The sequence below is a fragment of the Vreelandella venusta genome (assembly GCF_015689495.1).
Classification (GTDB): Bacteria; Pseudomonadota; Gammaproteobacteria; order Pseudomonadales; family Halomonadaceae; genus Vreelandella; species Vreelandella venusta.
In genome coordinates this window covers 2,599,089-2,611,877 of sequence record NZ_CP065135.1, presented here as the reverse complement: position 1 = coordinate 2,611,877, position 12,789 = coordinate 2,599,089, and the positions used below count along the sequence as shown (strand labels likewise).

At 51.2% G+C, this 12,789-nt stretch carries 15 protein-coding genes and 1 other RNA gene; 11 read left to right on the top strand and 5 right to left on the bottom strand.

Annotated elements, in window-relative coordinates:
• Window positions 1-27: 27 nt before the first annotated feature.
• Window positions 28-474 carry a ZapG family protein gene (locus IR195_RS12610; RefSeq protein WP_206047719.1) on the bottom strand — a complete coding sequence of 149 codons (447 nt, stop codon included), beginning with the start codon at window positions 472-474 and terminating at the stop codon, window positions 28-30.
• Between the two features lie 232 nt (window positions 475-706).
• On the opposite strand from IR195_RS12610, the gene zapE reads away from it, so the two are divergent.
• From zapE to IR195_RS12570, 8 genes are all read left to right on the top strand, one after another.
• A complete protein-coding gene (zapE, locus tag IR195_RS12605; protein WP_206047718.1) occupies window positions 707-1,888 on the top strand; it encodes a cell division protein ZapE in 1,182 nt (393 codons plus the stop codon).
• Window positions 1,889-2,112: 224 nt separating this feature from the next.
• Entirely contained in the window at window positions 2,113-2,541 is a 429-nt protein-coding gene (gene rplM / locus IR195_RS12600; protein ID WP_009721993.1) for a 50S ribosomal protein L13, read from the top strand.
• A gap of 13 nt (window positions 2,542-2,554) precedes the next feature.
• Complete coding sequence (gene rpsI / locus IR195_RS12595; protein WP_125749117.1) at window positions 2,555-2,944, top strand: 30S ribosomal protein S9; 390 nt, start codon at window positions 2,555-2,557, stop codon at window positions 2,942-2,944.
• Between the two features lie 208 nt (window positions 2,945-3,152).
• Window positions 3,153-3,752 (top strand): ubiquinol-cytochrome c reductase iron-sulfur subunit, encoded by a 600-nt coding sequence (gene petA, locus IR195_RS12590; protein WP_206047717.1) that lies wholly within the window; start codon window positions 3,153-3,155, stop codon window positions 3,750-3,752.
• On the top strand, window positions 3,752-5,011 hold the full coding sequence (locus tag IR195_RS12585; protein ID WP_206047716.1) for a cytochrome b: 1,260 nt from the start codon (window positions 3,752-3,754) through the stop codon (window positions 5,009-5,011). Before petA ends, IR195_RS12585 begins: the two co-directional genes overlap by 1 nt.
• Entirely contained in the window at window positions 5,011-5,778 is a 768-nt protein-coding gene (locus IR195_RS12580; RefSeq protein WP_206047715.1) for a cytochrome c1, read from the top strand. The genes IR195_RS12585 and IR195_RS12580 overlap by 1 nt, the downstream gene beginning before the upstream one ends.
• A 150-nt stretch (window positions 5,779-5,928) precedes the next feature.
• Window positions 5,929-6,555, top strand: coding sequence for a stringent starvation protein SspA (sspA, locus tag IR195_RS12575; RefSeq protein ID WP_089037713.1), 627 nt, complete (start codon window positions 5,929-5,931; stop codon window positions 6,553-6,555).
• Window positions 6,556-6,617: 62 nt separating this feature from the next.
• On the top strand, window positions 6,618-7,106 hold the full coding sequence (locus tag IR195_RS12570; RefSeq protein ID WP_125749104.1) for a ClpXP protease specificity-enhancing factor: 489 nt from the start codon (window positions 6,618-6,620) through the stop codon (window positions 7,104-7,106).
• Between the two features lie 129 nt (window positions 7,107-7,235).
• On the opposite strand, the gene IR195_RS12565 is transcribed toward IR195_RS12570, so the two are convergent.
• The 4 genes from IR195_RS12565 to IR195_RS12550 form a co-directional block, all read right to left on the bottom strand.
• Window positions 7,236-7,808: a BON domain-containing protein gene (locus IR195_RS12565; protein ID WP_206047714.1), complete on the bottom strand. Its 573-nt coding sequence runs from the start codon at window positions 7,806-7,808 to the stop codon at window positions 7,236-7,238.
• Between the two features lie 106 nt (window positions 7,809-7,914).
• The gene (locus IR195_RS12560) at window positions 7,915-8,508 is read right to left on the bottom strand and encodes a phosphoheptose isomerase (RefSeq protein WP_125749098.1); all 594 of its coding nucleotides are present in this window, start codon (window positions 8,506-8,508) and stop codon (window positions 7,915-7,917) included.
• Between the two features lie 22 nt (window positions 8,509-8,530).
• Window positions 8,531-8,920 carry a YraN family protein gene (locus IR195_RS12555; RefSeq protein WP_125749095.1) on the bottom strand — a complete coding sequence of 130 codons (390 nt, stop codon included), beginning with the start codon at window positions 8,918-8,920 and terminating at the stop codon, window positions 8,531-8,533.
• Window positions 8,910-10,415, bottom strand: a complete 1,506-nt coding sequence (locus tag IR195_RS12550) for a penicillin-binding protein activator (RefSeq protein WP_206047713.1) — start codon at window positions 10,413-10,415, stop codon at window positions 8,910-8,912. The genes IR195_RS12555 and IR195_RS12550 overlap by 11 nt, the downstream gene beginning before the upstream one ends.
• A 113-nt stretch (window positions 10,416-10,528) precedes the next feature.
• On the opposite strand from IR195_RS12550, the gene rsmI reads away from it, so the two are divergent.
• The 3 genes from rsmI (at window position 10,529) to rsmH (ending at window position 12,789) form a co-directional block, all read left to right on the top strand.
• Complete coding sequence (gene rsmI / locus IR195_RS12545) at window positions 10,529-11,386, top strand: 16S rRNA (cytidine(1402)-2'-O)-methyltransferase (protein ID WP_146943337.1); 858 nt, start codon at window positions 10,529-10,531, stop codon at window positions 11,384-11,386.
• A 32-nt stretch (window positions 11,387-11,418) separates the two neighbouring features.
• Window positions 11,419-11,779, top strand: an RNA gene (rnpB, locus tag IR195_RS12540) — RNase P RNA component class A.
• A 53-nt stretch (window positions 11,780-11,832) separates the two neighbouring features.
• Window positions 11,833-12,789, top strand: a complete 957-nt coding sequence (gene rsmH / locus IR195_RS12535) for a 16S rRNA (cytosine(1402)-N(4))-methyltransferase RsmH (protein WP_125749087.1) — start codon at window positions 11,833-11,835, stop codon at window positions 12,787-12,789.

Below are 12,789 nucleotides of genomic sequence, written 5' to 3'. Positions count from 1 at the left end.
ATGCGGATGCTTTGACCTTGTTAATTACTAATAACGAGGAGGTTGCGGAGCAGGCTCATCATGCTCTTTCAAGCTGTCTTTTAGGCCAAAGTCTTCAGACAGCGTCCCGCTTTTGCCATCCGCATAATCACGAGGAGTGTTAACGTCGCCTTCCTCCTCTGTGCCAGGCGCGAGTTTGCTTGTGGGAGGCGTTGTGGCTGTTTCCAGTCTCCATTCAGCAGCTTCGCTGTCTATTTGCTGCTCTAATCGATCAGCTTCCTGGCGAATATTAACAATATGCTGCTGAATACCGGAAAGGTGGCTTCCCATGCCTTTCTTAAGCTCGGCTATTTGATGCTCACGCTCAAGCAAAGACTGCTTTAGTGTGGCGTGGTCACGTTGGCTTTTGCTGAACAGGCGATAGCACGCTAAGCCGATAACAAATCCAATAACGACACCGATAATCGCAACAGTGAATGGCGAGCTTGCTTCCACAGTATTCTCCCTAGAGATGATGCACGCCACCAAACGCATGGCGGGGTTTGACAAACAGCTTAACAAACAGCTTAACAAAGCGTGACTATTATAGGCGCGTATCCGTTGGTTGGGTCAATCCGCTCATGCGCTTAGTTATTATGCAGCGTATAATACTGTTTTTTTATTTGGGCAGACTGTGTTCTTACAACGTCACAGTTTCGTTCACGATGTGGGCTGTGGGAGCGAGTTGATGTCATCATTATCTGCACGTCAAGACAGCGAGCAGGCGAGCCGATTAACGCCTTTTGCGCGGTATCAGGAAGACTTAAAGCGTGACGATTTCCAGTATGACCCAGCTCAAGAGCGGGCGGTTAAGCATCTGCAACGCCTTTATGATGAGCTGCTAGCCGCTCCGGCTAGTGCTCCTAAGGCGGTCGTTGCCAACAAAGGATTAAAGGCAAAAGTTGCCGGATTGCTGGGTAAAAAAGCCAGTGCTAGTGAGCCGGTGCTGCCTGACGTTAAGGGACTCTACTTTTGGGGAGGTGTGGGGCGTGGGAAAACGTATCTAGTCGACACTTTCTACGAAGCGCTGCCGTTTCCTGAAAAAATGCGCACCCACTTTCATCGTTTTATGCAGCGCGTTCATAATGAGTTGACGCACTATAAAGGCGAAAAGAACCCGTTGACGCTGATTGCTGGCAAGTTTGCTACCGAAGCGCGCGTTATTTGCTTTGATGAATTTTTTGTCAAAGATATTACCGACGCGATGATCTTGGCAAATTTGCTTGAGGCGCTATTTGAGCGTGGTGTGGTGTTGGTGGCGACATCAAATATAGTGCCGGACGACCTTTACAAGGATGGGCTGCAGCGCGCACGGTTTGTTCCCGCCATTGAGCTAGTGAATCGTCACTGCGAGATCGTCAACGTCGATTCTGGTGTTGACTACCGTTTGCGTGCCCTGGAGCGAGCTGAAATTTTTCATGCGCCGCTTGATGAGGCGGCAGAGCAGGAGCTGAGCAGGAGTTTCAGAGAAATAGCTGGCCATGAGGGCGAGGAGGGGGCGCCTCTTGAGGTTAATCATCGCGTTTTAAAGACACGTCGACTCCACGACGATGTGGCATGGTTTGAATTTGTCGAACTCTGTGATGGGCCGCGTAGCCAGAATGATTATATTGAGCTGGCCAGGGAGTTTCATACGGTTTTGGTGTCTAACGTCACTCAGATGAATGCAAAAACTGACGATCAGGCTCGCCGCTTTATTAATATGGTTGATGAGTTTTACGATCGCGGGGTCAAGCTGTTGATGTCGGCAGAGGCGCCAGTTGAAGCACTGTATCGCGATGGCAAGCTGACCTTTGAATTTCAGCGGACGCTGTCACGCCTGCAGGAAATGCAGTCTAAAGAGTATTTAGCGCTACCTCATAAGCCCTAGTGTCGGGTACGCCGATAAATACGCTGCAAGCAAGAATAATATCAATAAGAGCGATATTAATAAAAAAGAGTGGCGGTACTTAACTTGCGGTGATACTTGCTGTAGAATGCCGCCTCGCTACACGTTGCTGGTTTTTTCTGGCAACCAAAAAAAATAGGGATGGTGCTTCATTGCTTATATAGCGGTGTGAGCTACCCAACACACTTAATCTGGTGATTTTATCCATGAAGACGTTCAGTGCTAAGCCGCAGTCCGTCCAGCGCGACTGGTACGTAGTCGACGCTACGGACAAAACGCTCGGTCGTCTGGCAACCGAGATTGCTCGCCGCCTGCGTGGCAAGCATAAACCCGAATTTACTCCTCACGTTGATACTGGCGATTACATCGTTGTTATCAACGCTGAAAAAGTCCATGTAACCGGCAATAAGGCGAAGGCTAAAACCTACTATCGCCACACGGGTTACCCGGGCGGTCTGCGCTCTATGACATTCGACAAAATGCTTGATCATGCCCCTGAGCGCATTATTGAGTCTGCCGTTAAAGGCATGTTGCCGAAAGGTCCTTTGGGTCGCGCCATGTACTCAAAATTGAAAGTGTACGCCGGTGCCGAGCATCCGCATGCTGCCCAACAGCCGCTTGAACTGAACATCTGAGGAAATCTTCGCCATGACACAGCAGTATTACGGTACCGGGCGCCGCAAGACTTCCACCGCTCGCGTGTTTATGAAGCCGGGCTCTGGCAAAATTACTGTCAATGATAAAGATCTTGACCTGTATTTTGGTCGAGTGACTGGTCGTATGGTTGTTCGTCAGCCGCTTGAGTTGACTGAAACACTGAACCAGTTTGACGTGTTCGTCACTGTTGCTGGCGGTGGTGGTTCCTCTCAAGCAGGCGCCATTCGTCACGGCATCACTCGCGCCCTGATGAACTATAATGAAGATCTGCGTCCAGCATTGCGCGCTGCCGGTTATGTAACCCGCGATGCCCGTCAGGTTGAGCGTAAGAAAGTCGGTCTGCGTAAAGCACGTCGTCGTCCGCAGTTCTCTAAGCGTTAATTTTACGCTATGCGGCAAAAGCGCCCGGGTCAAAGACCTGGGCGCTTTTTATTGGAATATCAAAAAATTATAACGCTTATACCACCATGGTCACGGGCGGTTGTTCTTGTGCAGAGCGCTTTGTTTTTTTAACATAGAGCGTATTTGATATTCGTCGTCGCAAGACGCCTTTGCGGCGGAACGGGTAAGCTGATGGGAGAAACCAGAAATGGCAGATAACGGCGTAAACAAAGGTCGGCGCCGTTTCCTTGTAGGCGCCACCTCCGTTGTGGGGGCGGTGGGCGCTGTCGGGGTTGCGGTCCCCTTTGTGGCTTCTTGGCAGCCTAGTGCCAAGGCAAGAGCGGCAGGCGCGCCTGTTCAAGCTGATATATCGAAGCTTGGGCCTGGGCAGCGTATGACCGTCGAATGGCGTGGTCGGCCGATTTGGATTATTAACCGTACGCCGGAAATGATCGAGCGAACGGAAGCGTTAGGTGCCGACAGCTTAGCGGATCCTAATTCAGAGGTGCCGCAGCAGCCAGCATATATCCAAGGTGGTCTGCGCTCTATTAAGCCAGAAATAGGCGTGTTGATTGGTATTTGCACGCATTTGGGCTGTTCACCCTTGTTCCGACCTGAGCCGAATGCCGAAGGGGTTGGGGTGGAGAACTGGCCGGGTGGTTTCTTCTGCCCATGCCATGGCTCTCGCTTTGACTTGGCTGGTCGCGTATTTAATAACGTACCTGCGCCGACTAATCTTGAGGTTCCACCCTACCGCTTTGAAAATGATGACATTATTGTCGTCGGCGAAGATGAGGAGGCTGCCTGATGGGTAATCCGAATAAAGCCAAGGCGGAAAAGGGCCTCATGCGTTGGGTAGATGATCGCTTCCCCGCTACTCAGATGTGGCAGGAGCATCTTTCCAAATACTACGCGCCTAAAAATTTCAACTTTTGGTATTTCTTTGGCTCATTAGCGCTGCTGGCGCTGGTTAACCAAATCTTGACCGGGGTTTGGTTAACCATGAGCTTTAACCCCTCTGCTGAAGGTGCATTCGATTCTGTCGAATACATTATGCGTGATGTGGAGTGGGGGTGGCTGATTCGCTATATGCACACCACCGGCGCTTCTGCCTTCTTCCTTGTCGTCTATCTACATATGTTCCGTGGCCTCTTGTATGGTTCCTACAAAGCGCCTCGTGAATTGGTGTGGGTGTTTGGTATGACGATTTATCTGGTATTGATGGCCGAAGCCTTCATGGGCTATTTGTTGCCATGGGGCCAGATGTCTTACTGGGGTGCTCAGGTTATTATTTCGTTGTTCTCAGCGATTCCTGGCATTGGTCCTGACCTGGCGCAGTGGGTGCGTGGTGACTTCCTGATCTCAGGCATTACCCTTAACCGTTTCTTTGCACTGCATGTGGTGGCTCTGCCAATCGTTATTTTAGCGCTCGTCGTGTTGCATATTATTGCGCTACACGAAGTGGGTTCAAATAACCCTGACGGCATTGATATTAAGCAGAAGAAGGATGAAGCGGGCGTACCGTTGGATGGAATTCCTTTCCACCCTTACTACACGGTAAAAGACCTGGTAGGTATTGCGGTCTTCCTGTTTGTTTTCTGCGTAGTGGTGTTCTACTTCCCAGAGGGCGGCGGCTACTTTATTGAGAAGCCAAACTTTGATCAAGCGAACCCGCTAAAAACGCCTGATCACATCGCACCTGTTTGGTATATGACGCCTTTCTATGCCATTCTTCGCGCTATCACTTTCTCCGTGTTCGGCTTAGACGCTAAGTTCCTCGGTGTTATCTTTATGGGCGCTGCGATTGCGATATTGTTTGTTCTGCCCTGGCTGGATCGTAGTCCGGTGCGCTCAATGCGCTACAAAGGCTGGATGTCGAAAACTATGCTGCTGCTGTTTTCTATCAGCTTCGTTGTTCTCGGTGTGTTAGGTGTATTGCCATCAACCGAAGGTCGAACCATTCTGGCGCAGGTATGTACCGTCATTTATTTCGCCTTCTTCATCTTGATGCCGCTTTACACCAAGCTGGAGAAAACTAAACCCGTTCCGGAAAGGGTGACTGGCTAATGAAAAAGTATCTACTTGGACTCCTTTTCGCGTTAGTGCCAGTAACTGCGATGGCTGCCGGTGGTGCGAGTGTGCCTCACTCGATGGACCCTGATCTGCATGATCAAGCCTCGCTGCAAAATGGCATGAAGCTCTATGTTAACTACTGCATGGGCTGTCACTCGCTTCAGTATCAACGCTTTGCTCGTGCGGCTGAAGATCTGGGGATGCCCCAGGATTTGGTTGAAGAAAATCTGATTTTCTCATCTGATTTGGGGTTCAATGATCAGATGCACATTGCAATGAATAGTGGTGATGCTGAGTCTTGGTTCGGTGCGCCGCCGCCAGATCTATCGCTTAAAGCGCGTGTGCGTGGAGCGGACTGGATCTACTCTTATCTGCTTGGTTTCTACAAAGATCCGAGCCGCCCCACTGGTGTTAACAACACGGTATTCGATTTAGTTGCGATGCCTAACGTGTTGGAGCCACTGCAGGGTGTACAAGAGCTGGTGTGTGCGGAAACGGATCATCCGGTGGCGGGGCAGTCACCCGATCCTTTGTCGGGTAAGTACCAGTCTTGTGATGTGCTGCAAGTAACCCAGCCAGGTTCCATGGAGCCTGCTGAGTTTGAGGAAGCAGTGTATGATCTTACTAACTTCCTAGCTTATGTGGGCGAGCCCTCCAAGCTTCAAGCTCAGGCACTAGCACCTAAAGTGCTGATCTTCATTTTCATTTTTGGTGTGATTGCCTACTTGCTTAAGCGTGAGTATTGGCGAGATGTTCACTAATTATTGAGTGATGAGCGGCATGTCGGGCGCACGGCGGAAGCCGTGCGCCCTTTGTTTATCTAGTCAGTCGTAATGCAAAGCGGGTTACCATCCCATAAGCTAGCGCTGGCGTGTTATTATCAAAGATTGTTTTGATGCGAGGATGCTTTCATGGGTGTTGTGGCCAAGCGGTCGTCGATGATCTTTTACTCTGGTAATGATGATCATTTTAGTCATCGTGTACGCATTGTTCTGGCTGAAAAGGGGGTGGCGGTTGATATCGTTGATGTCAGCGACGAGCGTCCGCCTGAAGAGTTAGCAGACCTCAACCCGTACAACAGCGTGCCTACGCTGCTAGATCGTGACTTAGTGCTCTATGAGTCTAAGGTCATGATGGAGTATCTGGATGAGCGTTTCCCTCATCCTCCTTTGCTGCCTGTTTATCCGGTGGCGCGGGCGCAAAGCCGTTTGTGGATGCATCGTATTGAGCGCGAGTGGTGCCCAATGCTGGAGCAAATACGCACTGGTGGTAAAAAGGAAGCGGAAAAGGCGCGTAAAGAGCTGCGCGAAAGTCTCATTGGGATTTCGCCCATCTTTGAAGATATGCCTTACTTTATGAGTGAGGAGTTTACGCTTGTCGACTGCTGTTTAGCGCCGATTTTATGGCGTTTGCCTGAGCTGAATATTGAGTTGCCTGAGAAGCAGGTAAAGCCTCTGTTGGGCTATATGTCGCGGGTATTCGAACGTGAAGCGTTTAAGGCATCTTTAAACGAGCGTGAAAAAGAGATGCGCGCTTGAATTCATGCTGCCTCTTTTCCTTAATTAGGTAAGGGGCATATTTTTCAGGAGGAGGGAGCCTTATGAAATCGAGCCGTCCCTATCTCGCCCGAGCTCTCTATGAGTGGTTGCTGGATAATGAGTTGACGCCTTATGTGGTAGTAGATGCTACTCAGCCAGGCGTAGAGGTGCCGCGTCAGTTTGTTCAGAATGGACAAATTGTGTTGAATGTAGCGCCAACTGCTGTGCGTGACCTGTTTATGGAAAATCAGGCCATGGGGTTTAATGCTCGCTTTGGTGGCCAGCCTATGCAGGTAATGATTCCTACACCTGCGCTTATCGCAATTTACGCTCGCGAAAATGGTGCTGGTATGGTGTTTGGTCATGAGCCAGAGTTGGATGCAGCAGAATTTGATGATGCGGAATTGGGTGGCGATTTTTCAGACTCTTGCGATGAGTCGTCGAAGCCTGAGTTAACGGTTACAGAGCCTGTGTCTGAAAAAGAGGGTGATGTTTCTGCTTTGCCGTCTAAAAAGGCTAAGAAAAAGCCAACGTTACGTGTGGTTAAATAGCTCGGTGGCTTAGCTAAGATATTAGCCTGTGCTTCTTAGCGACGATTTTGCTGAGCAAGCTGGTGGGTGAATAAAAAAACCTCGTCTCGGTGAAAAGCTGAGACGAGGTTTTTTCTGCCGATGTATTAATCAGTCGATATAGTCAAAGACTTTGACGATTCGCTGAATACCGCCAACCGCTGATACCGCATTGGCAATTCGGTTGCCTTCATCGCGAGTCACCATGCCCATCAGATAAACCGTCGCGTTTTCTGTGGTGACTTTTAGTTTTGATGAGTCGATACGGTCATTGGTGGCAAGTTGGCTCATCACATTGGTGGTTATCCAAGTGTCGTTTAGGCGTTGGCTGGCGGGTAGATTTGCAGCAATACTGAGTTCGTTGTGAACTTGGTCTACGCCGCGTAGAGAGCTGGCGACTTCAGCTGCTTTATTGCGCAGTTCCTCGCTTGGTACTTGTCCAATCAGTAGGAGTGAGCCGTTATAGCTCTGTGCCCTTATGCGAGCATCTCTCAGGCGAGCGTCTGCACGCTCCAGTGCACGTGGTGCTTCACGTTCGATGGTTGTATCAATGGCTTCGACATCACTGCTGCGCTGACCATAGTTGGAGGGGTTAGATGCCGCGTTATTCGCGCATCCAGTCAGTAAAATAACGCTAAGTGTCGCAACGGCAATTAGTTTGTATAAAGGATAGCGCAGGACCATGGCGATGACTCCTTGTGAAGTGTAAAGTCAGTAGGTGTTAATCTACCCGTTTGATTGTGTTTTTGCAGTTTGATCTGCTCAGGTTAATGAGTTTTATGCTGACTATTTAGTCGATTCCGCCAAAGAGCTGTTCGTCAATTAAATCACATAAGCAGTGGATGACGAGTAGGTGAACCTCTTGAATGCGTGCAGTAGATGTCGCTGGCACGCGGATCTCGCAGTCATCTTGGCCTAGCAGTGACGCCATATCGCCCCCATCTCTGCCAGTAAGCGCGACTACCGTCATATCGCGGTCATGGGCCGCCTGAATGGCTTGAACGATATTGGCTGAGTTGCCACTGGTGGAAATAGCTAACAAGACATCGCCGGGCTGTCCTAGCGCTCTGATCTGCTTGGAAAACACTTCATTATAAGTGTAGTCGTTAGCGATCGAGGTAAGCGTTGAAGTGTCGGTTGTCAGTGCTAGTGCGGGTAGGCTTGGGCGCTCACGTTCAAAGCGATTCAATAGCTCGGACGAAAAGTGCTGGCTATCGCCTGCGCTGCCGCCATTGCCGCAGGCGAGGACTTTGCCTTCATTAATTAAGCACTGAACCATCATTTGGCTGGCGACTTCGATAAACGGCGGCAGCACTTCGCTGGCATATGTTTTCGTGTCTATGCTGGCGTTAAAGTGATTAAGTATGCGTGATTGAAAGTCCATTAGGGCTTCCTAGGTAAAAGTATCAGTAAGCATCAAAAGCCGCTTTTTCCCACTGAAATTCAAGCGCGGGAGGCGTGCCCGTGATAGCTAGGATATCAAAGCGACACGGACTTAAAACAGCATGTTGGGCGATATAGAGCTTGGCTGCTCGTATTAGACGATGTCGCTTCTGTGCAGTGACGGTCTCTAAGGGATGGCCGTAACGGGTAGTGGTGCGATGTTTTACTTCGATAAAGACCAGGGTGTCCTGGTCTTTCATCACAAGATCAAGCTCGCCACCTTTAACGTGATGATTACTAGTGACAAGCGTTAAGCCATGCTGCTGCAGCCATTGAGCAGCTAATTGCTCAATGGCTGCGCCCCGAGTCCGTGCTGTTTGCGGTGTATTGGGGTTCTGGTGGCTATTGGTCATCGTTCAGAAGGCCGGGAATCAAAATGGGCGAAGGCACGCCATTTTGGAATTTCGCCCACGGTAATTCCCGGTGAATCCTGCCATCGTCTGATAGGTGAAGAGTGCCAGTGCTTCCATTCATGCCGTCAAGGGCTGATAGGTCTGATAAGCGAATGCCAAGTTCGTAAGCATCCACGCCCATTGCCATCAGGCGGAACATTGACGCATCTGACTCGTTGCGAAGCTCGGCATACGTCGAATAGAAGGGCAGCGCTTCTTCCCCACCAACCGCTGCATCAGGGATTTGCCAGGGAATGTCGATAAACATCACATCGTTTAGGTCTTGATCTAGGCGTGTCTGTAGGCGCCCTTCATGGAGGTGAGATGTGGCGTAAACAGGCAGGTTGGGGGCGTAGTAGTAGTCCAAGGTGGGCGGTACTTGGCGTGCATACTCAGGAAGTGCCAGTAAGAATAGTGCATCAATATTGCCTAGGCGGGCGCGATCGCCGCTGACATTTAGGGCTGTTTTGACTGCGTTGGCTACCGCGTTGCTAGGGTTGTAGCGAACAGCATTGGTGATTTCACCGCCTTGGCTTTGCCACTCATTCCAAAAGGCTTCGCCGACGCGCCGTCCCCAGGCGTTGTCGGGCACCATAATAGACATTTGACGATGGCCGTCCTGAAAGGCTCGGCGAGCAGCTTGGCGGGCTTCATCTTCAGCAGATAAACCATACTGAAGGAGTTGCGGTGCCTGATTGCTTGCACTATTACCATAGTTCAGAGCCAGCGTCGGTAGTGGTACACTGTCGCGTTGTTCAAGCTGAGTGACTTGACTTTTGTCAATGGGTCCAATCAAAAGCTGAGCATTCATTTGCTCTGCACGTTGGTAAATCTCACCTAATGAATATTGAGAGGCATTGATGAAGTTGAGTTGTACGTTATCTCCGTGCAGCTCGTGATGGCGGCGCATGGCGGAAGCGATAGCGTTAGCAACGCTGCTTAGTGGGCCGGATTCTGGTAATGCCACAGCTATGCGGCGTATTTCGACACCCGCTAATTCAGGTATGGATACATTGGTGTATTCGGCTTGATCCAAGGCTTGACGTGCCCACTGCTGCCGTTCTGTTAGGGTTTTTTGTTGGTTTGCTCGCATGGGAAGCTCGTCGTCAAGTACCTGGGTCGCACGGAGGACCGCGCGCGGGTTGTCCAGGCCGCGAGCAAGTTCAGAGAAAAGCATTGCCCAGCGCACCCGATCCGATTCTGAAAGCATTGTTTCATCAACCGCATCGGCTGCGTCAAAAGCATTTTCGCGTTGCCCTTGTCTGGCGAGGATATTGGCCGCTTCGAGTCGTGTCTTGGCGGCTTGCTCAGGCGCCTGCTGCTCTGCTTGACTAAGCAATTGGCCGGCATCCTGGTCAGGGACGCGATCAACCACGCTTGGGGATTGCATGGCGCACCCTGTAATCAGAAGCGCCATGAAGGCAGTGGCTAGTAATCCACGTATTGACTGTTTCATGTATCCTTCCTTAGTTTCCATTTGCGCTGCCGTGGCTCAATGAGCAGATAAATTTACCATTGTACAAGCATGGCGCACCGTCAGTGCAGGCTATTAACAAATCGGGAGTCACAATGACACACCAGCATCCGGGTATATTGTACGTGGTTGCAACACCAATTGGGAATTTGGAAGACTTGTCACCACGCGCGGCTCGGGTATTAGCAGAGGTATCACGCATTGCTGCGGAGGATACACGCCACAGTGGCCGCTTGTTAGCGCATTTAGGTATTAATAAGCCGATGCTCTCGCTGCATGAGCATAATGAAGCACGGCGGGTCGATACGCTGGATAGTTACTTGATGGCGGGGGAGAGTATTGCCCTAATTAGCGATGCGGGGACGCCGCTGATATGTGATCCGGGATTCGTGCTGGTAAGAGAGTTACGGTTGCGGGGTAGGCAAGTAGTGCCGCTTCCTGGGCCTTGCGCGTTAGTCAGTGCGCTTTCGGCGGCTGGATTACCGACTGATAAATTTACATTTGGCGGTTTTTTGCCGTCTAAGCCGAGTGCGCGACGGCAAGCGCTTGAAAAATGGCAATCTCGAGAAGAAACGTTGGTTTTTTACGAATCACCTCACCGTATTGAGCACACGCTCGAATCGCTATGTGAACAACTGCCCGAGCGGGCAGTTGTTCTGGCGCGAGAATTGACCAAAACGTATGAGACTTTTTTGCAGGGCTCGCCCGCGTCATTACTTGATCAACTTAGGCAAGACCCTAACCAAGGTCGCGGAGAATTTGTCGTAATGATCGCCGGGGCGCCGCCTGCTGTTCAAAGCGATGAGCAATCAATTGCTGCTGATGAGCTGCTTAAGACAATGCTGGCCGAAGGTGTTGGCGTCAAGCAGGGGGCGGCCGTAGCTGCAAAAATGCTGGGCGGTCGAAAGCAGGAGTGGTACGCAAGATTGCAAGCATTGAAAGGTGGGCATTGAGGCGACGGCAGGGCGCTGGTATGCTTGCCGCCGGAGTTGGCCAGACAGTCGCCGCTAATATGCCAGTAATGGCTGCTTAGGGGAGGAAAGTCCGGGCTCCATAGGGCAGAGTGCCAGGTAACGCCTGGGCGGCGTAAGCCGACGGAAAGTGCAGCAGAGAGTAGACCGCCTAAGCCTTTCGAGGCTGGTAAGGGTGAAAGGGTGCGGTAAGAGCGCACCGCGCGCCTGGCAACAGTGCGTGGCAAGGTAAACCCCACTCGGAGCAAGACCAAATAGGGATCCAATGGCGTGGCCCGCGCTGGATCCGGGTAGGTTGCTTGAGCGCTGCGGTGACGCAGCGCCTAGAGGAATGACTGTCCACGACAGAACCCGGCTTATCGGCCGACTCCCCATTTCCATAAAAAGGTGCGCCGTTCGCACCTTTCTTAACACTGTGCGAGATTAACATGCCTTCTCCTGACGCTAACCAGGTTACTAACCATTTTCGCCACACTAGCGTCTTATTGGAAGGGGCGGTAGATACACTTGTTCATAATTCAGATGGTATTTATTTAGACGGCACGTTTGGACGAGGCGGGCATTCCCGCGTTATTCTTTCGCGCCTGAGCGATCAAGGTCGGTTAATGGCCATGGATCGTGATCCTCAAGCAATAGCAGCCGCTAAAGCTATCGATGATCCTCGATTTGATATAACGCAGCGAGAGTTCGCTCGGTTAGTTGAATATGCGCAAGAGCAAGGGGTTTACGGAAAGCTTTCAGGGGTATTGCTAGATATTGGTGTTTCTTCCCCGCAGTTAGATGATCCGGAGCGTGGCTTTAGCTTTATGCGCAACGGTCCCCTTGATATGCGTATGGATCCTACTCAAGGGGAGAGTGCGGCAGCGTTTCTGGCCCGCGCTAGCGAAGCTGAGATTGCCACTGTGTTCAAAACCTATGGTGAAGAGCGCTACGCAAAGCGCTTGGCGCGTGCCGTTGTTACGCGGCGCGTGGAAAAGCCTTTTACGCACACTGTTGATTTGGCCGAAGTATTAAAGGCTGCCCATCCTGCTTGGGAAAAAGGGCGTCACCCAGCGACCAAAGCGTTTCAGGGGTTGCGTATTTATTTGAATGGTGAGCTCGATCAACTGGATGCAGCGCTTGAGGGGGCCTTGGAAGTGCTAGCTCCAGGTGGGCATCTAGTGGTGATTAGCTTCCACTCACTTGAAGATCGTCGTGTGAAACGCTTCATTCGCCACCATGTGCGGGGTGATACGCACTTGCCAAGGGGCGTGCCGATTCGCGATGATCAGCTAAACCGCCGTCTTGAAGCTTTGGGTAAAGGAGTGCGCCCAAGTGACGAAGAGGTAGACGCTAACCCCCGGGCGCGCAGTGCCGTCATGCGAGCCGCCCGTAAACGAGTGTGA